The organism is Burkholderia sp. 9779_493, from assembly GCF_015712215.1.
Taxonomy (GTDB): domain Bacteria; phylum Pseudomonadota; class Gammaproteobacteria; order Burkholderiales; family Burkholderiaceae; genus Burkholderia; species Burkholderia cenocepacia.
On record NZ_JACCQA010000005.1, the window covers coordinates 285,574 to 304,924 of the forward strand.

Below are 19,351 nucleotides of genomic sequence, written 5' to 3' on the forward strand. Positions count from 1 at the left end.
CCGCCGTCGAATTTTCCGTTCGTACCGTTCGACCAGCCGCGGCGCGCACGCCGCGGCTGGTCGTTCGTCACGCCTTCTTGCGCCCGCTGCTCTCGAGGTTCGGCAGGAACACCGTCAGCACGCCGATCAGCGGCAGGAACGAGCACACCTTGTAGACGAACGGGATGCTGGTCGCGTCGGCGAGCTGGCCGAGCACCGCCGCGCCGACGCCGCCCAGGCCGAACGCGAAGCCGAAGAACAGGCCCGCGACCATCCCCACCTTGCCGGGCATCAGCTCCGTCGCGTAGACGAGGATCGCGGCGAACGCCGACGCCAGCACGACGCCGATGATCACGGTCAGCACGCTCGTCCAGAACAGGTTCGCGTACGGCAGCAGCATCGTGAACGGCGCGACGCCGAGGATCGACACCCAGATCACGTACTTGCGGCCGATCCGGTCGCCGACGGGTCCGCCGATCAGCGTGCCGGCCGCCACCGCCGCGAGGAACACGAACAGGTGGATCTGCGCGGCCTGCACCGACAGGTGGAACTTGTCGATCAGGTAGAACGTGAAATAGCTGTTGATGCTCGCGAGGTAGAAGTATTTCGAGAACACGAGCAGCACCAGCACGCCGATCGCGCCCATCACGCGGCCGCGCGACAGCGTCGGGTGGCCGGCCGCCACGGCCTTCTTCTTCATCGACGGATGCTTCTTGTACCAGTGGCCGATCTGCGTGAGCACGATCATCGCGACGAGCGCGGCCGCCGAGAACCACGCGATGCTGTGCTGGCCGTGCGGAATGATCACGAGCGCGGCGAGCAGCGGCCCGAGCGCGGAGCCGGCATTGCCGCCGACCTGGAACACCGACTGCGCGAGCCCGTGCTGGCCGCCCGACGCCATCCGCGCGACCCGCGACGATTCGGGATGGAACACCGACGAGCCGCAGCCGACGAGCGCGGCGGCCACCAGCAGCATCGGGAAATTGGACGCCACCGACATCAGCAGCAGCCCGGCGAGCGTGAAGCCCATGCCGACCGGCAGCGAATACGGCTTCGGACGCTTGTCGGTATAGAGGCCGACCAGCGGCTGCAGCAGCGACGCGGTGATCTGGTAGGTGAGCGTGATCAGGCCGATCTGCGCGAACGACAGCGCGAACTGGCTCTTGAGCATCGGGTAGATCGCGAGGATCAACGACTGGATCATGTCGTTGAGCATGTGCGAAAAGCTGATCGCGCCGAGCACCGGGTAGACGGTGCGGGCGACGGGCGGGGCGGACGGCTGGGCGGCGGCTGCGCCGGCGGAGCCGGAGTCGAGGCTGGTTTCCATGTGAGCTGAACGAGTTGAGGTGGCTGGCGCGCTCTGCTGGGGATCGGCGCGTTGTCGATTCGTTGATGCGTCAAAGAAGTGTAATGTGGCGTATCGAGAATGTCAGGCCAAGTTTTATCGCGAATCGGACATTCGTGTGACGGATCGGCCGGTGCGGGCTTTTTTGGACAGGTATAACGCTGGCGGCGCGTCGGCCGCTTCGGCGGCGGCCGCGCTGGGGCCGGGTGGTGGTTTACCGGACTCAAGAAACGGCGGTGGCGGCCGTAGAACGACCCAATGACAACAGGCGCGCCGCGTCCGACGCCGGCTACCCGCCGGACAGGGCGCAGGACGCGCGGCATGGCCAGCCGTCGCGGGAACGCCGGACCGACCTTTCCGGCAGCGTGATCAATACGGGGATAGATCGATGAAAGCAGCATCTTTGCATCCACAGCCGGGTGCGGCCGCCGCCGCACCCGACGTTGCCGCCGGTCGCGCCGCTCGGCGTGCGCGCGCGGCGCGTCGCACGCGTCGGCCGTGGACCGTCAAGGCGACGTTGCGCGCCGCATTCGCGATCCTGCTGGCCGGCACGCTCGCGATCGGCGTGTTTTCGCTGTGGCAGATCAGCCGGCTGAACGCGTCGATCGCGTCGGTCTACGAGCAGGGGCACGTCGCGAGCCGGGCGGCCGAGGAAGTCCGCGCCGAAGTGCTGCGGGCGAGCCGCGCGCAGAAGATGCTGCTGACCGCGACCACCGCGAAGGAGCGCGACGAACTCGGCGCCGACGTGAGCGCGGGGCTTGCGTCGATCGGCCAGGCGCTCGGCACGCTGCAGCGCTATGCCGATCCGGCCGATGCCGGCGATTCGGCGCGGCTGCACGCCTTCTCGACGGCGGTCGGCACGTGGAGCACGCATCTGCGCGATTTCGTCACGCTGGTGCGCGCGCAGCCGCTCGACCTGTCGCAGATGAACTGGCAGGTCGGCACGCAGGACGTGTCGCTGCTGGTCGAAACCGGCAAGCTCGAAAAACTCGTCGCCGAACTCGTGAAGACGCGCGGCGAGAAGTCGAAGGCGACGCTCGATGCGTCCGCGACCATTTTTTCGTCGTCGTTCGCGATGATCGCGGCGATGACGGCCGCGTTGATCGTGCTGGCCGTCGCGATCGCCGAGCGCGTCGTGCGACGCCTCGCGTCGCAGCTCGGCGGCGAGCCCGCGCTCGCGAAGGAGATTGCCGCGGACATCGCGCGCGGCGACCTGACGCGGCCGATCACGCTCGGTCGCCACGACCGCGACAGCATGGTGCGCGCGCTGGCCGAGATGCAGACGGGGCTCGCGGCAACCGTGGGCGAGATCGCGGTGAGCGCCGAGGCCATCGCGGCCGCGTCCGGCGAGATCTCGACCGGCAACCTCGACCTGTCGCGGCGCACCGAGCAGCAGGCCGTCGCGCTCGAACGCACCGCGGCCAGCATGGAGCAGCTCACGTCGACCGTGCGGCAGAACGCCGAGAACGCGCGGCAGGCGAGCACGCTCGCGGCCAATGCGTCGGCGGTCGCGGAGACGGGCGGGGAAGTCGTCGGGCGCGTGGTCGCGACGATGAGCGAGATCGACGACAGCGCGAAGAACATTCGCGACATCATCGGCACGATCGAGGGGATCGCGTTCCAGACCAACATTCTCGCGTTGAACGCGGCGGTCGAGGCCGCGCGCGCCGGCGAGCAGGGGCGCGGCTTCTCGGTGGTCGCCGGCGAGGTGCGATTGCTCGCGCAGCGCTCGGCGACCGCGGCCAAGGAGATTCGGGAACTGATCGGCGCGTCGGTCGAGCGCGTGGCGAACGGCGCGGCGCTCGCGCACGACGCGGGCCGTACGATGGGCGACGTGGTACGCGCGGTGAAGCGCGTGACCGACATCATCGGCGAGATTTCGGCGGCGTCGGACGAGCAGAGCGCGGGGATCGACGAGATCGGCCGCGCGGTCACGCAGATGGATGCCGGCACCCAGCAGAACGCGGCGCTCGTCGAACAGGCGGCGGCCGCCGCGAACGCGCTCGACGAGCAGGCGCAGGCATTGAAGGCGCTGGTCGGGCGCTTCCGCATCGCCGCCTGAGCGCGCGGCGCGCGCCGGCGCTTACGACTTCTTCTGCTTGTCGGGGTCGATGATGACCGTGCAGGTCGTGCCCGCCGACAGCACCACGTCGGCCGGCACTTCGTCGATCTTGATGCGCACCGGCACGCGCTGCGCGAGGCGCACCCAGTTGAAGGTCGGGTTCACGTCCGCGACGAGGTCGCGGCTTTGCGGGTTGTCGCGATCGTAGATGCCGCGCGAGATGCTCTCGACGTGGCCCTTCATCACGCCGCCGCTCATCAGCCGCATTTCGGCCGGTGCGCCGATCTTCACGCGCGGCAGCTTGGTTTCCTCGAAGTAGCCGTAGACCCAGAACGAGTGGCTGTCGACGATCGCGAGCTTCGCCTGGCCGGCCACCGCGTAGTTGCCCTTGAAGGTCTGCAGGTTCGTGATGTAGCCGTCGACCGGCGCGACGACGCGCGTGCGTGCGAGGTTCAGCTTCGCGGCGTCGAGCGCGGCGATGGCCTGCTGATACTGCGCGTCGGCGCTCGACGCGCTGTGCGCCGCATTCTCGCGGTTTTCCTTCGACACGACGAGCGCATCGAGGTCCGCGCGGCGGGCCGCGTCGTCGCGGCGCATCTGCAGTTCCGCGCGACGGGCGGCCACCGCCGCCTGCGCCTGCTCGACCGCGATCTGGTAATGCGACGGATCGATCTGCATGATCAGGTCGCCCTTCTTCACGAGCTGGTTGTCATGCACGGGCAGCTCGACGATCGCGCCCGACACGTCCGGCGCGACGTTGACGATCTCGGCGCGCACGCGCCCGTCGCGCGTCCACGGATCGTCCATGTAGTGCACCCACAGCGAGCGCCCGATCAGGATCGCGACGAGAAGGATGACGGCGGTCGCGACGAAGCCGAAGAGTTTTCTGAGAATCATGATGGTTCGGAATCAACGGTAAACGGCAAGACTCAGTCCGCCGCAAATGCAGACGAGAAGGCAGGCCCGGAACAGCGACGGGTGCCAGACGAGACGGTAGAGGCCCGTATAGGCGAGCAGGCGGTCGACAGCCCAGGTCGCGATCGCGCCGAGGACGAACATCAGCACCACCGTGGGCATGTAGGCATCGAGAATGGCGATTTCACGCGGCATCATGACGAGGCTCCTGGTTGGGGACGCACGGGGCGGTTGCGGTTGAGCGGCTCGAGCGGGGATTCCGGGTCGAGCAGCGCGGTCCGCACGAAATGCAGGTGGCTCAGGATGCGCTGCAGCCGGTGGCGCTCTTCGCGCGACGGCTCGAACGCATCCAGCGTTTGCCGGGTCGCGTCGATCGCCGCATTGGTCGCGGCGAGCGTCGCGTCGAAACGCGCGGCGCTCGGCCGGGTGAACAGCGCCGACAGTGCGCTGCGCATCGTCTCGATCGCGCGCCGCCACGGCATCGCGGGCGCATAGCGCGGGTCGGACGGCAGCGTCGCGAGCTCGTGACGCAGGTCGATCGTCGCGTTGCCGGTTTCGAGCACCGCGAACATCCAGCGCAGCGCGTCGCGCTGCACGTCGGGCTGGTCGGCCGACAGCGTGTGCGCCTGGTACATCAGGTCGCGCGCGCCGCTTTCGAAGCGCGTGCGCAGGCCCGCGAGCCGCGCGTGGCCGGCCGCGACGGCCTGGTGGCGCAGGTCCGCGAACAGCCGCTTCTTGAGCCACGGCGCGGTCGGCGGGAACAGCACCGCGAACGCGATCGCCGACGCCAGCATCGACAGCACGAGCGCGAGCGAATCGTTCATGAAGCCGGTCGGATCGTAGTGCGTGATGTTGTCCGGGCCGGCGAGGAAGCTGAAGAAGATCAGGTAGCCCATCCCGTAGCCGGCGAGCTTCGGCTTCAGCGTCATGAAGATGCCGATCGCGAGCAGCGGCGCGAGCGCGACGCACAGCAGCGGAAAGCCGTCGATGTGCGGATAGATCCCGAACGTCAGCAGGAAGCCGGTGCAGACGGCGAGCGCCGTGCCCATGCCCATCTGCGCGGACATCGCGGTCGGGCGCGGCGTCGACGACGCGAGCGCGCAGGTGGCCGCCGCGGTCAGCGTGAGCGTCACGCCGCTCGGCCACGCGGTCTCGATCCAGAACCAGCCGAGCACGAGGATCACGGTTGCCGTGCGGATCGCCGCGATCACCATCGCCGTCGCGTTGGTGCGCGGCTCGTAGCGCTCGATCCAGCGTTCGCGTTCGTGCGTCGCGCTCGACAGCGACGCGTAGGTGGCCGCGTACTCGTGCAGGTCGGTGATGAAGCGGTACAGCAGTTCGGCGGCGGTATCGAAGTCGAGCAGCGGAAAGTCCGGCTGCGTTTCGAGCGCGGCGCGGGTCGCGCGGATGCGGCGCGGCAGCGCGTCGCGCCACGCGAGCAGTTGCGCGGCCGCATGGCCCGCGTCGGCCGACGTGCGCACCGGTTCGCCGGCAGGGGTCAGCAGCAGCGGCGCGATCTCGCGAAAGTACGGTTCGATCGCGTCGATCGCGGCCTGCGCGCCGGCCGCATGCAGCCGGTTCATCAACTGGTGCAGCGCATGAAACCGGCTCGACGCGCTCATGAACTCGCTGTTCAGCCGCGCAAGGCGGCCGCTGCGCATCCGCGTGTCCGGATCCTCGAACACGGCCATGCTGCGCGCGGCCTCGAACCCGACCACGTCGGCGACGAAACGCGTATGGATGGTTTCGATATGCGCGCGGTCGAGCTGGCCCGACAGCGCCGCCGCGACGTAGTCGACGAAGCTGCCGAAGCGCTTGCGCACCGTCGTGCGCATCTGCTCGCCGGTGGTCTGCGGAAACACGAGCGCGCTGACCACGCCGGCCGACACGATCCCGACCATGATTTCGGCCACGCGCGTCATCGCGCTCATGAACGCGCCGTCCGGGTGCTGCGACGCGGGCAGCCCGATCAGCGCGGTCGTGTAGCCGGCCAGCAGGAAGCCGTAGCTGCGGAAGTTGCGGTTGCGCGCGGCGCCGGCCGTGCACAGGGCGACCCACAGCGCGACCGCCAGCAGGAACAGCTGCGGCTGCTGCGGGAACAGCCCGACGAACGTGAGCGTCGCGATCAGCCCGAAGATCGTGCCGGCGACGCGGTAGAAGCTTTTTGCGAGCACCGCGCCGCTTTGCGGCTGCATCACGATGAACACGGTCGTCATCGCCGTTTTCGGCGCGGGCAGGTCGAGCCGCATCGACACGCCGGTCGCGATGAACGCGGCGAGCAGCGCCTTGAACAGGTAGAGCCACGCGGCGCCGTCGGTGCGGGCCCAGTCGCCGAACGCGGCATACCAGGCCGCGAACGGACCGCCGGCGGGCGTGGAAGCGGGGGAGGAGGCAGACATGGCGACGCTCCGCGTTACCGTGCGGTCGGCACGCCGGACGCGCCGGTGGTGGCGACTTCCGCGGGCCGGGCGACCGCTGCCGCGGACTTCGTGCCCTGCACGGCAACCGCGGCGGCGGCTTCGTCCTTCGGCACGTCGCTGCCCGTCTCGACCCCACCCCCGAGCGCCGCCATCAACTGTGCATGCGCGGCGAGGCGTTCCGCATCGATGCGGGCGGCCGTCTCCTGCGCGCGCAGCAGTTGCTGTTGCGCGACCAGCACGTTCACGTAATCGGTCAGCCCGCGGCGGAAGCCTTCGCGCGACAGTTGATAGCTGCGATTGTTGGCCGCCACCGAGCGCGCGGCGTCCTTCTTCTGCGTATCGAGCGAGCGGATCCGCACGACCTGGTCGGCGATGTCCTTGAGCGCGCCGACGATCGTCTGGTTGTAGCGCTCGACCGCCTGGTCGTAGCCGGCATTCGCGGCGCCCAACTGCGCACGCAGCCGGCCGCCTTCGAAGATGGGCAGCGACAGCGCGGGGCCGGCCGTCCAGCCGCCGTTCATCGCGCGCAGGAAGTCGGTGAACGGCGCGGTCACGCCAAAGCCGCCGACCGTCGCGAGCAGGTCGATGTTCGGATAGAACGACGCCTTCGCGACGTCGATGCCGCGTGCCTGCGCGTCGACCGTCCAGCGCGCCGCGACGACGTCGGGGCGGCGGCCGAGCAGGTCGGCCGGCATCGCCGACGGCAGGCCGGCCGGCGCGTCGAGCGCAAGCTGCGGCCGCTTGATCGCGTCGCCGGCGCCCGGGCCCTTGCCGGCCAGTGCGGCGAGCTGATGGCGCGCGAGCTGGATCGCTTCTTCATAGCTGTCGATCTGGCGCTCGTAGTCGGGCAGCGTCGATTCCGCCTGGCTCACGTCGAGCTGCGTGCCGAGGCCGGCCTGCAGCCGCTTGCGCGCGAGATCCGCGAGCGAGCGCTGGCGTTCGAACGTCTCGTGCGCGAGATCCAGCAGCGCGTAGTTCATCGACATGCCGACATACGCGCGCACGACGTTGACTTCGAGTTCGAGCTTCGCCGCCCGTGCGTCGGCGGCGGTCGCATGCGCGGTGTCGAGCGCCCGCTCGGTCGCGTTCTTGTCCTTGCCCCACAGATCGAGGTGGTACGACAGGCCGAGCGAGCCGGTATTGTTCCAGGTGTCGGCGTTCGCGAGCGGGCCCGGGCCGTAGTACACGTTGTCCGGCCAGTGCTGGCGCATCAGCGACAGGTTGCCGTTGATCTGCGGCAGTTCGGCCGAACGGGCGACGCGCGCCATTGCCTGCGCTTCGCGCACGCGGGCCTCGGCGGCCGCGAGGGTCGGGTTGCCGGCCTGGGCGGCGGCAATCCACGCATCGAGCTGCGGATCGCGGTACGCGCGCCACCAGTCGGCGGCGGGCCAGCCCGCGTCGCGGTCGGCGGCGCGGATGGCCGCGCCGGCGTCGAGCGCGTTCGCTTCGATGCGAGTGGACTGGGGTTTGTTGTCGCCCATGCTCGCGCAACCGGCCATTATTAATGAGACTGCAAGAACCGCCAGTGCGAGCGTCCCTTTTGTCGCCGGAGACTGCACGATTTTCTCCCTTTCGGATATAGATGAGTCGGAGGCGATTATATTTTTCAGTGATTCCTGAATAAATGGACAACGGTGCAAGTCATTTTTACGAATCCTGAGATAATATTTGTTGGACCCTGTGCAACAATCCCTCCGGATTCACACGGGTAATGGGATGGATACGTTACAAAACATGCGGGTATTCGTCCGCGTGGTCGACGCGGGCAGCTTTACCGCGGCCGCCCAGCAGATGAATTCGACCACCGCCTACGCGTCGCGCGCGGTCTCGGATCTCGAGGCCCACCTGCGCACGCGTCTCCTGAACCGCACGACGCGCCGGATCGCGCTGACCGAGGCCGGCGAGCGTTATCTGCAGCGCTGCGAACAGATCCTCGCTTACGTCGACCAGGCCGAAGCCGAGGCGGGCGACGCGCACGCGCGCCCGTCCGGCAAGCTGAAGGTCCATTGCTTCACGAGCCTCGGCCAGCACTATCTGGTGCCGGCCATCGCGCGCTACCGCGAGCGCTATCCGGACGTGCACGTCGAGCTGACGCTCGCGCAGCGGATGCCCGACCTGCTCGACGAGGGGTACGACGTCGCGATCGTCGTCGGCCGCGACCTGCCCGATTCGGGGCTCGTGTCGCAGCGGCTCGGCGAGAGCTACAGCGTCGTCTGCGCATCGCCGGGCTACGTCGAGTCGCACGGCGTGCCGCAGCGGCCGGCCGATCTCGCACAGCACGTGTGCCTGGGGATGGTCGCGCCGGGCTTTCACTTCGACGAATGGGCGCTGGCGGGGCCGAACGGCGACGAGGTCGTGCCGATCACGGCGCCGCCGTTTCGCGTGAACGTCGCCGAGGCGCTCGCGGTGGCCGTGCGGGAGGGGATGGGCGTCGGCGGGCTGCCGCTCTATTCGGCGATCGGCTGGCTGCGTAGCGGGCACATCGTGCGCGTGATGCCCGAGTACCGGTCGCACGTGATGAACATCTACGCGCTGTATCCGTCGCGCCAGTACCTCGACGCGAAAATCCGCACCTGGGTCGATTTCCTGCGCGAAGAGCTGCCGCTCACGCTCGAAGCGGACGAAGCGGCGCTCGAGCAGTACACGCGTGCGACATGACAGCGCGGTCGACCGCAATCTGACGAGATTTGTCCTTCACGCAACATTTTTTTACGAACGTGTGTCAGACAGTTTGATACTGTTGGAATTAACGAGATACACCACACCGGAGTAGCGATGGATACGCACCTGATGATCGGCCTTGGCGTCCTGCTGGGCGCGGCTGCCGCCGCGGCGGCGACCCGCGACCTGCTGCGTGCGATGAAGGCGAAGGCGCAGATGAAGCCGGTGCCGGTCCGCGTGCGCGAGCCGCGCCGCCCCGGCCGCTGATCTCGCCGTCACGTTTCGGACGGGCACGGCCGCGCAACGCGACCGCCCGAGCCGGCGCTCAGCCGAGCTCGACGACCTTGTCCCACGCGAACGCGGGGTTTTCCCGTTCGCCGGTGCGGCGATGAATGTAGCCGCGCGGATTGCACACGACGCGCGTGCCGCCGTCCGCAACGTAGTCGAATGACGTATGCGTGTGGCCGTGCAGCCACAGATCCACCGGCGGCCGTACCAGTTCCGCCATGTCCGTCACGAATCCCGCCGAAGCCAGATCGTCCGCATAGCGTTCCGCCAGCGAGCGCCGGTGCGGTGCATGATGGGTGACGACGATCGTCTTGCCCGCGAACGGCGCCGCCAGCTGCGTTTCCAGCCATGCACGGCCGTGCCGGTGCAGCGCGATCGCGTCGGCCGGCGCGAAATCCCGTTCCGGCTCGCCCGCTGCCGCATGCAGCGCCGCATCGTGCGGCCAGGTCACCTGGATCAATCCCTTGAAATCGAGCATCACGCGCAGCGCGGCGTCGATCGCGGCGGCCATGTCGGCTTCGTCCCGGCCGAACAGCGAAAAATCGCTCCAGAGCGTCGTGCCCAGCACGCGAAAGCGCTGGGCGGGATCGACGTAGACGCCGTTGTTCAGGTAATGCACGTTGTCGAGCGTATGCGCCGCGTCGCGCATCGCCGTCTCCAGCGCGCCGAATTCCCCGTCGTAGTACTCGTGGTTGCCCGGCACGTAGATCACCGGCACCGCCGGGTCGAACGTCTCGGCGGCCCAGCGCAGGCCTTCCGCGTGGTTGTGGATGTCGCCGGCCAGCACGACGAGATCCGCATCGGCGTGCGGGATCGCGTCGGGCAGGTTGCTTTCGAGGTGCAGGTCGGACAGGACGCGGATTTTCACGGGCTTGGCTCCGGAGTGGGCGGCTTCAGCGCAGGACCTTGCCGGGATTCATCAGGCCGCGCGGGTCGAGCGCGGTCTTCAGCGTGCGCATCAGCGTCGTTTCGACCGGCGACTTGTAGCGTTGCGCGTCGTCGATCTTCAACTGGCCGATGCCGTGCTCCGCGCTGATCGTGCCGTGGTGGCGGTGCACGTTGTCGTAGACGATCCGGTTGATCGGCGCCTGGAACGCGGCGAGGAACGCCTTCGCATCGCCGCCTTCGGGCATCTGCACGTTGTAGTGCAGGTTGCCGTCGCCGAGGTGGCCGAACGTGACCATGCGCGCGCCCGGCGCGGCTTGCTGGATCGCCGCGTCGGTCTCGTCGATGAAGCGTGCGATCGACGAGATCGGCACCGCGATGTCGTGCTTGATGTTGAGCCCTTCGTCGGCCTGCGCGAGCGGGATGTGCTCGCGCAGGTCCCAGAACGCACGCGACTGCGCGAGATTCTCCGCGACCACCGCGTCGACCACGAGCCCGGCCTCGAACGCTTCTTCCATCAGTTTCTCGAAGAGTGCGCGCGCATGCGCTTCGCTTTCGTTGTCGGACAGCTCCAGCAGCACCGTTTGCGCGTGCGTCTGCGCGAACGGGTAGCGCAGTTGCGGATAATGCTTGCCGACCAGCTGCATGCAGAAATCCGACATCAGCTCGAAGCCGGTCAACAAAGGCCCGGCCGCGCGCTGCGCGAGCGCGAGGAAATCGAGCGCCGCGTGCGGCGACTCGAGCGCGGCCAGCGCCGTGACCTGCGCGGCCGGCAGCGGATGCAGCTTCATCACGGCTGCCGTGATGATCCCGAGCGTACCTTCGGCGCCGATGAACAGGTCGCGCAGGTCGTAGCCGGTGTTGTCCTTGCGCAGTCCGCGCAGCCCGTCCCAGATCTCGCCCTGCGGCGTCACGACCTCGAGGCCGAGGCACAGCTCGCGCGCGTTGCCGTAGCGCAGCACCGCGGTGCCGCCCGCGTTGGTCGACAGGTTGCCGCCGATCGTGCAACTGCCTTCCGCCGCGAGGCTCAGCGCGAACAGCCGGCCGCCTTCGCGGGCGCGCGCCTGCACGTCGGCGAGGATCACGCCGGCTTCGACGGTGATCGTGTTGTTGTGCGGATCGAGCGCACGCACGCGGTTCAGGCGCGCGACGCTCAGCACGGCCTGGCTGCCGCTCGCATCGGGCGTCGCGCCGCCCGCGAGGCCCGTGTTGCCGCCCTGCGGCACGAGCGCGACGCCGTGTGCGTTGGCGAGCTTCACGAGCGCGGCGACTTCCGCCGTGTTCGCGGGCTTCAGCACCGCGCATGCGGCGCCCTTGTAGCGGCGGCGCCAGTCGGTCAGGAACGGTTCGGTATCGTGCGGATCGGTCAGCACGTGGTCGGCGCCGATCGCGTCGCGGCACGCGGAAACGAAAGCTTCGGAGGACATCATCACCTTGTCGCGTAAGGGTCAGGACGTGGCGCGCGGTTTTTTCGCCGCGCGCTTGAACGGCGCGACGTAAGCCAGCGCCGCCACGAAGAAGCCGACGGCGAGCGCGGTCTCGCACCAGCCGAGCGTCGCGGACAGCCCGCGATCGGACATGCCGCGCACGATGCCTTCGGCAAGATAGACGAGGACCAGCATGCTCGCCCACTGCATCGTATAGATGTTACGCCGCCAGACGCCTGGCAGCGCGAGTGCGAGCGGCACGGCCTTGAGCATCAGCGCGGAGCCGCCGGGGCGCAGCGGCGCGAGCCACAGCTCCCACGCGAGCGACAGGGCGATCAACGCGACGAGACATGCGGCGGCGGCCAGCGCGTAGCGCGGCCGGGCCGCGACGGCGGGGCGGGCGGGGGCGTTCATGCCGCCTCGGCGGACCGGGCGCTGGCGAGCGCCGCGGCGGCGCGCGCGAGCCGTACGCCGAGCGCGGCCGCGAGCGCCTTCTCGTCCGCCGACAGCCCGCCCGACGCCGCGCGGTCGTGCTGCGCGACGTGCGATGCGCCGTACGGGGTGCCGCCGGTGCGCGTCGTGCTGAGGGCGGATTCGGTGTACGGGATCCCGACGATCATCATCCCGTGATGCAGCAGCGGCAGCATCATCGACAGCAGCGTCGATTCCTGACCGCCGTGCAGGCTGCCGGTGGACGTGAACACGCTCGCCGGCTTGCCGGTCAGCGCGCCCGACAGCCATTGCGGCGTGGTGCCGTCGAGGAAATACTTGAGCGCGGCAGCCATGTTGCCGAAGCGGGTCGGCGAACCGAGCGCGAGGCCCGCGCATTCCTCGAGGTCGCGCAGTTCCGCGTACGGCGGGCCGTCGGCCGGGATGTCGGGGGCGGTGGCTTCGCAGACGGCCGACACGGGCGGCACGGTGCGGATGCGGGCCTGCATGCCCGGCACGCTGTCGATGCCGTTCGCGATCGCGAGCGCGAGATCGCGCGTGGCGCCGTGACGGCTGTAATAGAGGACGAGGATGTCTTTCATGGGCGACGGAGCCGCGTGCGGCCGCGCGCGTGCCCGGTGCAGTCGGCCCCTGCTGGAATCGAGCGGCTATTATAGGGGCTGAAGCCGTCGCGCAGCGCGGCGGCGGCGCGCCGTGACGCGCGCAGCATCAAGAAGGAGAAGCCGTTTGCCGAAGTTGAGCGTCGATCTCGACACCATCAAGCGCCTCGCGCAGTTCGCGGCCCGGCGCAGCGCCGAGGACCGGATCCCGCAGGTGGCGGGCAGCCTGACCTTCACGACGATGCTGGCCATCGTGCCGCTCGTGACGGTCGCGTTCGCACTGTTCACCGCGTTCCCGATGTTCGCGTCGTTCCAGATCTCGCTGCAGGGGTTCCTCGCGGATCACCTGATGCCCGCGCAGTTCAACATCCAGATCTTCAAGTACCTGAACCAGTTCGCGTCGAAGGCCAAGGGGCTGACGACGGCCGGCCTGATCGTGCTCGTCGTCACGTCGGTGATGACGATGATGACGATCGAATCGGCGTTCAACCTGATCTGGCGCGTGCGCAAGCCGCGGCCGTTCGCGCAGCGCGTGCTCGCGTACTGGGCGCTGATCACGCTCGGGCCCTTGCTGTTCGGCGTGAGCCTGTCGATCTCGTCGTACCTGTTCACGCAGTCGCTCGCGTTCACCGGCGCGGGGCCGTCCACGTCGATCGTCGAGTGGCTGCTCGCGCTCGCGTCGCTGCCGTTGACGGTGCTCGCGTTCACGCTGCTGTACGTGTACCTGCCGAACTGCGCGGTCGCATGGCGCGACGCGGTGATCGGCGGGCTGTTCGCGGCCATCGCGTTCGAACTCGCGAAGCGCGGCTTCGGCTACTACGTGCGGCGCATTCCGACCTATACGGCCGTGTACGGCGCGTTCGCGGCGCTGCCGGTGTTCCTGCTGTGGGTGTATTTGAGCTGGTTCATCGCGCTGCTCGGCGCGATGGTGGCGTCGGCGCTGCCGGCGATTCGCGTCGGGCAATTCCACCGCATCCACTATCCGGGCAGCGACCTGCTCGACGCGCTGGAGCTGCTCGCGCGGCTGGCCGAAGCGCGCGCGGCCGGCAAGCGCGGCTACACGGCGATGCGGCTCGCGACGATGCTGCGCTGCGACATGGAAACCGCGCAGCGGCTGCTGACGACGATGGAGGAGCGCGAATGGGTCGCGCGGCTCGACGGCGGCGGCGAGAGCACGCCGCGCTACATCCTGCTCGCGAATCCGGAGCAGTTGACGCTCGCGCAGTTGTTCGACGTGCTGGTGATCGATCGCACCGAGCTGACCTACCAACTCCAGCGACGCCGCAGCCACGTCGACGGGGCCGCGCTGCTCGACGTGCTGTCGAACGACCGGTTCGACGTGACGCTCGCGTCGCTGATCGCCGCGCACCGGCTGGCGGGCGCGCACCCGGCCGGCAGCGCCGGCCCGGCGCCGGGCGTGGCCGATCCGCACGCGCGACCGCCGCGGCCTGCCTGAAGGCGGGCCCGGCGGCTACAGCGGGATCTTGCCGGTGCAGATGTCCTTGAACATCACCCAGTCGCCCATCAGGCTGTAGATCGGGTGCCGGAACGTGGCCGGGCGGTTCTTCTCGAAGAAGAAGTGCCCGACCCACGCGAACCCGTAGCCGCAGACGACCGCGGCCGGCAGCCACAGCCAGTAGCCGGTCGCGACCGCCATCGCCACGCAGCCGATCACGCCGAGCGAGCCGATGAAGTGCAGCCGCCGCGACGTGAGATTCTGGTGCTCGTTCAGGTAATACGGGTAGAAATCAGCGAAGCTGGCGAATTGCTCCGTATGCGTATGCGCCATGGCCGTCTCCTCGGGCCGCTGTTCATGCGGCCATTGTGCGGCCGGCGGCCGGCGTCCGCAAGCGGCGGCGGGCCGCCGCGCCGGCCCGTGCTTTCCTTTTGACAGGCTTTCCGATAGGATCGAAAGAGATTTTGCATTCAAGCATGAGGGGACTACGATGCGCGTCAGCGATATTCTGAAAGTGAAGGGCAACACGCTGTTTACGGTGACGCCCGATAAGCCGCTGCGCGAAGCGGTCGATACGATGGCCGAACACGACATCGGTTCGCTCGTCGTGATGGAGTACGGCGATCTCGTCGGCATGCTGACGTTTCGCGAGATCATCCTGCGCCTGCACGTGAACGGCGGCGCGATCGGCGACGTGCAGGTGCGCAAGGTGATGGACGAGCCGCTCACCTGCACGCCGGAAACGGACGTCAACGAAGTGCGCCGGATGATGCTCGAGCGTCACGCACGCTACATGCCGGTGCTCGACAAGAAGGTGCTGATGGGCGTCATTTCGTTCTACGACGTCGCGAAGACGGTCGTCGAGGCGCAGAGCTTCGAGAACCGGATGCTGAAGGCGTACATCCGCGACTGGCCGGAATCGGAAGCCGAAGCGCACAAACCGTGAATCGCGTCGCGCCCGGCACGTCGATGCATGGGCGCCGCCATCCGGCACGCGGCGGCGCAGGCATGTCCTGCGCCGCCGTTTTTTCAACGACAACACGAGGCCCGCGCAGCATCGCCCAGACGACGCGCGCGCATTCCGCATGAGCGATCACACGCAAGCCACTTCGGGGCGGCGCGACGAACGGCGCGCCCACGCATCGCAGTTCGACCTGCTGCGCGAGCGCCGCTTCGCGCCGTTCTTCACGACCCAGTTCCTCGGCGCGCTGAACGACAACGTCTTCAAGATCGGGTTCACGTCGCTCGTCACGTATCACACCGCGCGGTTCTCCGGCGTCGATGCGAAGACGGCCGCATTCCTGATTTCCGCGATCTTCATCCTGCCGTTCGTGCTGTTCTCGGCGACGTCCGGCCAGATCGCCGACAAATACGACAAGGCGACCCTCACGCGCTTCGTGAAGACCTTCGAGATCGTGCTGATGCTGGTCGGCGCGGCCGGCTTCGTCACGCACAGCGCGACGCTGCTGTATCTGTGCACGTTCATGATGGGGATGCACTCGACGCTGTTCGGACCCGTCAAGTATTCGTACCTGCCGCAGCATCTCGGTGAGCACGAGCTGGTCGGCGGCAACGGGCTCGTCGAGATGGGCACGTTCATCGCGATCCTGATCGGCACGATCATCGGCGGCGCGGCGGCCGGCATCGAAGGCAGCGGCGAGCGCGTGCTCGCGGTGAGCGTCGTCGTCATCGCGCTGGCGGGGCGGCTCGTCGCGCAGCGCGTGCCGTCGACGCCCGCGCCGCAGCCGGACCTCGTGATCAACTGGAACCCGATCAGCGAGACCTGGCGCAACCTCGGGCTCGCGCGCCAGAACCGCACGGTGTTCCTGAGCCTGCTCGGCATCTCGTGGCTGTGGTTCGTCGGCGCGACGTTCCTCACGTCGTTCTTCAATTTCGCGAAGGACGTGCTGTCCGCGAGCCCCGACGTCGTCACGATCCTGCTCGCGACGTTCTCGGTCGGCATCGGCCTCGGTTCGCTCCTGTGCGAGCGGCTGTCGCAGCGGCGCGTCGAGATCGGCCTCGTGCCCCTCGGCTCGATCGGCATCAGCGTGTTCGCGATCGAACTGTATTTCGCGAGCCACGCGCTGCCGTCACCCGGCCATCTGCTGTCGGTCGGCGAATTCCTGGCTGGCACGCGCCACTGGCGCATCCTCGCCGACCTGTTCCTGCTCGCGATGTTCGGCGGTTTCTACAGCGTGCCGCTGTACGCGCTGATCCAGAGCCGCAGCGCGCCGACGCACCGCGCGCGGATCATCGCCGCGAACAACATCCTGAACGCGCTGTTCATGATCCTGTCGGCCGTGATGGCGATGGGGTTGACCAAGGCCGGGGTCGACATTCCGGGGCTGTTCCTCGTCACTGCGCTATTGAACGTCGTAGTCGCGACGTATATCTACCTGCTCGTGCCCGAGTTCCTGCTGCGCTTCGTCGCGTGGGTGCTCGTACATACGTTCTACCGGATCCGCCTCGTGCACGCGGAGCGGATTCCGGCGGAAGGGGCGGCGGTGCTCGTGTGCAATCACGTCAGCTACGTCGATGCGCTCGTGCTGGCCGCCGCGAGCCCGCGGCCGATTCGCTTCGTGATGGATCACCGGATCTTCAAGACGCGTTTCGCGAGCTGGGTATTCCGGCATGCGAAGGCGATCCCGATCGCGCCGCGCCACGAGGATCCCGCGATGCTCGCGCGGGCGTACGACCTGTGCGAGGCCGCGCTGAAGGACGGCGAGCTCGTGTGCATCTTCCCCGAGGGCAAGCTGACGAAGACGGGCGACATCAACACGTTCCATCACGGCATCACCGAGATCCTGAGCCGCACGCCGGCGCCGGTGATCCCGATGGCGCTGCGCGGGCTGTGGGGCAGCTATTTTTCGCGACATGCCGATGCGCGGATGCCGCGACCCATCAAGCGCGGCGTGATGAGCCGGCTGACGCTCGCGGTCGGCGAACCGATCCCGGCGTCGGTGGCGACGCCCGAGGCGCTGCAGGCGGCGGTGACCGAGCTGCGCGGCGCGCGGAAGTAGGCGGGCGCCGAGCCCGGCGCGGAATGATCGATCCGCGCGCCGGGCCGGGATGGGGGCCGCGGTTCGGCGGCTCCCGCGCGTAACACCGAGGGCCTGCGATCGCCGTACCGCGTTGCCTCTGCCCTTATCCGCGCCGGCCCGTGTGGTCTGAACGGTTCACGCGGCCCGCGGGCCCGGGACGGCTGGCATAATAGCGGTTTACCTCTTTTTCTCGACCGGCAAACGATCGACCTGCCTGCGGCCCCGGCAGCGCATCGGTTTGCCCATTTCTCTTTGGGCGGTTCCATCATGTCCGGCAATACCCTCGGCACGCTTTTCACTGTCACGACCTTCGGCGAATCGCACGGTCCCGCGATCGGCTGCGTGATCGACGGCTGCCCGCCGGGGATGGGGCTGACCGAAGCCGACATCCAGGTCGAGCTCGACCGCCGCAAGCCGGGCACGTCGCGGCACGTGACGCAGCGGCAGGAGGCCGACGAGGTCGAGATCCTGTCGGGCGTGTTCGAGGGCGTGACGACCGGCACGCCGATCGCGCTGCTGATCCGCAACACCGACCAGCGCAGCAAGGATTACGGCAACATCGTCGAGACGTTCCGTCCCGGCCACGCGGACTACACCTACTGGCAGAAATACGGCATCCGCGACTACCGCGGCGGCGGCCGCTCGTCCGCGCGCCTGACCGCGCCGATCGTCGGCGCCGGCGCGGTCGCGAAGAAGTGGCTGCGCGAGCGCTTCGGGGTCGAGGTGCGCGGCTACATGAGCGGCCTCGGCGAAATCGACGTGCCGTTCGTCGATTGGTCGCACGTGCACGAGAACCCGTTCTTCTCGCCGAATGCAGCGGTCGTGCCGGAGCTCGAAGCGTACATGGATGCGCTGCGCAAGGAGGGCGATTCGATCGGCGCGCGCATCGACGTCGTCGCGTCGGGCGTGCCGGTCGGCTGGGGCGAGCCGGTGTTCGACCGGCTCGATGCCGATATCGCGAAGGCGATGATGAGCATCAACGCGGTGAAGGGCGTCGAGATCGGCGCGGGCTTCGACAGCGTCGCGCAGCGCGGCTCGGTGCACGGCGACGAACTGACGCCGGCCGGTTTCGTCGGAAACCACGCGGGCGGTGTGCTCGGCGGGATTTCGACGGGGCAGGACATCACCGTGTCGATCGCGATCAAGCCGACCTCGAGCATCCGCACGCCGCGCCGCTCGATCACGAAGTCCGGCGAAGAGGCGACCGTCGAAACCTTCGGTCGCCACGATCCGTGCGTTGGCATTCGCGCGACGCCGATCGCGGAATCGATGCTCGCGCTGGTGCTGATCGACCATGCGTTGCGCCATCGTGCGCAGTGCGGCGACGTCGAGACGCCGACGCCGAAGATCGCCGGCAGCGCGACCTGATACAAAGCAGGGGAGGCGCGGAGGCGCCTCCCCTGGTGGCCTGCCCAGCATGCAAAACGGGGCGCTGCTTCAAGCAGCGCCCCGTTTCGTTTGTGGCGGTGTGCCATGTCCCAAAAAAATGCGCCGCTCGTGGCGGCGCGTTCCGGCAGGTTACATGTTCGGGTAATTCGGCCCGCCGCCGCCTTCCGGCGTGACCCACACGATGTTCTGCGTCGGGTCCTTGATGTCGCAGGTCTTGCAGTGCACGCAGTTCTGCGCGTTGATCACGAGGCGCTCGCTGCCGTCGTCGTTCTTCACGAACTCGTACACCGCCGCCGGGCAAAAGCGTGCCTCCGGCCCCGCGTAGGTACGCAGGTTCACGTTCACCGGCACGCTCGCATCCTTCAGCGTCAGGTGCGCCGGCTGGTTCTCCTCGTGGTTCGTGTTCGAGATGAACACCGACGACAGCCGGTCGA

Annotated in this window: 18 protein-coding genes; 7 read left to right on the forward strand and 11 right to left on the reverse strand. The window is 68.4% G+C overall.

Features of this window, described 5'->3' with window-relative positions; genetic code table 11:
• Window positions 1-67: 67 nt before the first annotated feature.
• A complete protein-coding gene (locus H0X95_RS07415) occupies window positions 68-1,306 on the reverse strand; it encodes an MFS transporter (RefSeq protein ID WP_006491594.1) in 1,239 nt (412 codons plus the stop codon).
• Window positions 1,307-1,712: 406 nt separating this feature from the next.
• Here H0X95_RS07415 and H0X95_RS07420 point away from each other — a divergent pair, with 406 nt between their 5' ends.
• Entirely contained in the window at window positions 1,713-3,386 is a 1,674-nt protein-coding gene (locus H0X95_RS07420; protein WP_006497747.1) for a methyl-accepting chemotaxis protein, read from the forward strand.
• A 21-nt stretch (window positions 3,387-3,407) separates the two neighbouring features.
• Here the strand turns inward: H0X95_RS07420 and H0X95_RS07425 are convergent, their stop codons facing one another.
• From H0X95_RS07425 to H0X95_RS07440, 4 genes are read right to left on the reverse strand one after another with little or no spacing between them, the layout of a single operon-like run.
• Window positions 3,408-4,283, reverse strand: coding sequence for an efflux RND transporter periplasmic adaptor subunit (locus H0X95_RS07425; RefSeq protein WP_006490438.1), 876 nt, complete (start codon window positions 4,281-4,283; stop codon window positions 3,408-3,410).
• Window positions 4,284-4,295: 12 nt separating this feature from the next.
• Complete coding sequence (locus H0X95_RS07430) at window positions 4,296-4,499, reverse strand: DUF1656 domain-containing protein (protein ID WP_006476212.1); 204 nt, start codon at window positions 4,497-4,499, stop codon at window positions 4,296-4,298.
• Window positions 4,496-6,700, reverse strand: a complete 2,205-nt coding sequence (locus tag H0X95_RS07435; RefSeq protein ID WP_060263244.1) for an FUSC family protein — start codon at window positions 6,698-6,700, stop codon at window positions 4,496-4,498. The genes H0X95_RS07430 and H0X95_RS07435 overlap by 4 nt, the downstream gene beginning before the upstream one ends.
• 14 nt (window positions 6,701-6,714) lie before the next feature.
• Entirely contained in the window at window positions 6,715-8,280 is a 1,566-nt protein-coding gene (locus H0X95_RS07440; protein WP_080323677.1) for an efflux transporter outer membrane subunit, read from the reverse strand.
• Window positions 8,281-8,437: 157 nt separating this feature from the next.
• Here H0X95_RS07440 and H0X95_RS07445 point away from each other — a divergent pair, with 157 nt between their 5' ends.
• A complete protein-coding gene (locus H0X95_RS07445; RefSeq protein ID WP_006485634.1) occupies window positions 8,438-9,379 on the forward strand; it encodes a LysR family transcriptional regulator in 942 nt (313 codons plus the stop codon).
• A 117-nt stretch (window positions 9,380-9,496) separates the two neighbouring features.
• Window positions 9,497-9,649 (forward strand): hypothetical protein, encoded by a 153-nt coding sequence (locus H0X95_RS07450; RefSeq protein ID WP_006476208.1) that lies wholly within the window; start codon window positions 9,497-9,499, stop codon window positions 9,647-9,649.
• Window positions 9,650-9,707: 58 nt separating this feature from the next.
• Here H0X95_RS07450 and H0X95_RS07455 read toward each other — a convergent pair whose 3' ends face one another.
• Genes H0X95_RS07455 through wrbA form a run of 4 tightly spaced genes read right to left on the reverse strand, consistent with a single transcriptional unit; the run spans window position 9,708 to window position 13,013 of the window.
• Window positions 9,708-10,538 carry a metallophosphoesterase gene (locus tag H0X95_RS07455; protein ID WP_006485635.1) on the reverse strand — a complete coding sequence of 277 codons (831 nt, stop codon included), beginning with the start codon at window positions 10,536-10,538 and terminating at the stop codon, window positions 9,708-9,710.
• A 25-nt stretch (window positions 10,539-10,563) separates the two neighbouring features.
• Complete coding sequence (locus tag H0X95_RS07460) at window positions 10,564-11,985, reverse strand: FAD-binding oxidoreductase (RefSeq protein ID WP_034200667.1); 1,422 nt, start codon at window positions 11,983-11,985, stop codon at window positions 10,564-10,566.
• Between the two features lie 18 nt (window positions 11,986-12,003).
• The gene (locus H0X95_RS07465; protein ID WP_006497741.1) at window positions 12,004-12,396 is read right to left on the reverse strand and encodes a DUF2069 domain-containing protein; all 393 of its coding nucleotides are present in this window, start codon (window positions 12,394-12,396) and stop codon (window positions 12,004-12,006) included.
• The gene (gene wrbA, locus H0X95_RS07470; protein ID WP_012492548.1) at window positions 12,393-13,013 is read right to left on the reverse strand and encodes an NAD(P)H:quinone oxidoreductase; all 621 of its coding nucleotides are present in this window, start codon (window positions 13,011-13,013) and stop codon (window positions 12,393-12,395) included. The genes H0X95_RS07465 and wrbA overlap by 4 nt, the downstream gene beginning before the upstream one ends.
• 145 nt (window positions 13,014-13,158) lie before the next feature.
• Here wrbA and H0X95_RS07475 point away from each other — a divergent pair, with 145 nt between their 5' ends.
• Entirely contained in the window at window positions 13,159-14,487 is a 1,329-nt protein-coding gene (locus H0X95_RS07475; RefSeq protein WP_020979863.1) for a YihY family inner membrane protein, read from the forward strand.
• A gap of 15 nt (window positions 14,488-14,502) precedes the next feature.
• Here the strand turns inward: H0X95_RS07475 and H0X95_RS07480 are convergent, their stop codons facing one another.
• Window positions 14,503-14,820 (reverse strand): Mpo1-like protein, encoded by a 318-nt coding sequence (locus H0X95_RS07480; RefSeq protein WP_006488510.1) that lies wholly within the window; start codon window positions 14,818-14,820, stop codon window positions 14,503-14,505.
• A 157-nt stretch (window positions 14,821-14,977) separates the two neighbouring features.
• Between H0X95_RS07480 and H0X95_RS07485 the strand changes: the two genes are divergently transcribed.
• The 3 genes from H0X95_RS07485 to aroC all read left to right on the forward strand — a co-directional run bounded on the left by H0X95_RS07485 (window position 14,978) and on the right by aroC (window position 18,896).
• On the forward strand, window positions 14,978-15,433 hold the full coding sequence (locus H0X95_RS07485; RefSeq protein WP_006488504.1) for a CBS domain-containing protein: 456 nt from the start codon (window positions 14,978-14,980) through the stop codon (window positions 15,431-15,433).
• Between the two features lie 139 nt (window positions 15,434-15,572).
• Window positions 15,573-17,507: an MFS transporter gene (locus H0X95_RS07490; protein WP_080323676.1), complete on the forward strand. Its 1,935-nt coding sequence runs from the start codon at window positions 15,573-15,575 to the stop codon at window positions 17,505-17,507.
• Between the two features lie 288 nt (window positions 17,508-17,795).
• On the forward strand, window positions 17,796-18,896 hold the full coding sequence (aroC, locus tag H0X95_RS07495) for a chorismate synthase (protein ID WP_006488506.1): 1,101 nt from the start codon (window positions 17,796-17,798) through the stop codon (window positions 18,894-18,896).
• A gap of 150 nt (window positions 18,897-19,046) precedes the next feature.
• Here the strand turns inward: aroC and H0X95_RS07500 are convergent.
• Window positions 19,047-19,351 (reverse strand): 4Fe-4S dicluster domain-containing protein (locus H0X95_RS07500; RefSeq protein WP_196446005.1); only part of this gene is annotated, 305 nt, incomplete at its 5' end.

Coding starts and splice junctions, on each gene's coding strand:
- H0X95_RS07460 (WP_034200667.1), bottom strand. CDS start 11,985: ATGATGTCCTCCGAAGCTTTCGTTTCCGCGTGCCGCGACGCGATCGGC.
- H0X95_RS07465 (WP_006497741.1), bottom strand. CDS start 12,396: ATGAACGCCCCCGCCCGCCCCGCCGTCGCGGCCCGGCCGCGCTACGCG.
- aroC (WP_006488506.1), top strand. CDS start 17,796: ATGTCCGGCAATACCCTCGGCACGCTTTTCACTGTCACGACCTTCGGC.
- H0X95_RS07480 (WP_006488510.1), bottom strand. CDS start 14,820: ATGGCGCATACGCATACGGAGCAATTCGCCAGCTTCGCTGATTTCTAC.
- H0X95_RS07430 (WP_006476212.1), bottom strand. CDS start 4,499: ATGATGCCGCGTGAAATCGCCATTCTCGATGCCTACATGCCCACGGTG.
- H0X95_RS07485 (WP_006488504.1), top strand. CDS start 14,978: ATGCGCGTCAGCGATATTCTGAAAGTGAAGGGCAACACGCTGTTTACG.
- wrbA (WP_012492548.1), bottom strand. CDS start 13,013: ATGAAAGACATCCTCGTCCTCTATTACAGCCGTCACGGCGCCACGCGC.
- H0X95_RS07435 (WP_060263244.1), bottom strand. CDS start 6,700: ATGTCTGCCTCCTCCCCCGCTTCCACGCCCGCCGGCGGTCCGTTCGCG.
- H0X95_RS07425 (WP_006490438.1), bottom strand. CDS start 4,283: ATGATTCTCAGAAAACTCTTCGGCTTCGTCGCGACCGCCGTCATCCTT.
- H0X95_RS07445 (WP_006485634.1), top strand. CDS start 8,438: ATGGATACGTTACAAAACATGCGGGTATTCGTCCGCGTGGTCGACGCG.
- H0X95_RS07420 (WP_006497747.1), top strand. CDS start 1,713: ATGAAAGCAGCATCTTTGCATCCACAGCCGGGTGCGGCCGCCGCCGCA.
- H0X95_RS07450 (WP_006476208.1), top strand. CDS start 9,497: ATGGATACGCACCTGATGATCGGCCTTGGCGTCCTGCTGGGCGCGGCT.
- H0X95_RS07415 (WP_006491594.1), bottom strand. CDS start 1,306: ATGGAAACCAGCCTCGACTCCGGCTCCGCCGGCGCAGCCGCCGCCCAG.
- H0X95_RS07490 (WP_080323676.1), top strand. CDS start 15,573: ATGAGCGATCACACGCAAGCCACTTCGGGGCGGCGCGACGAACGGCGC.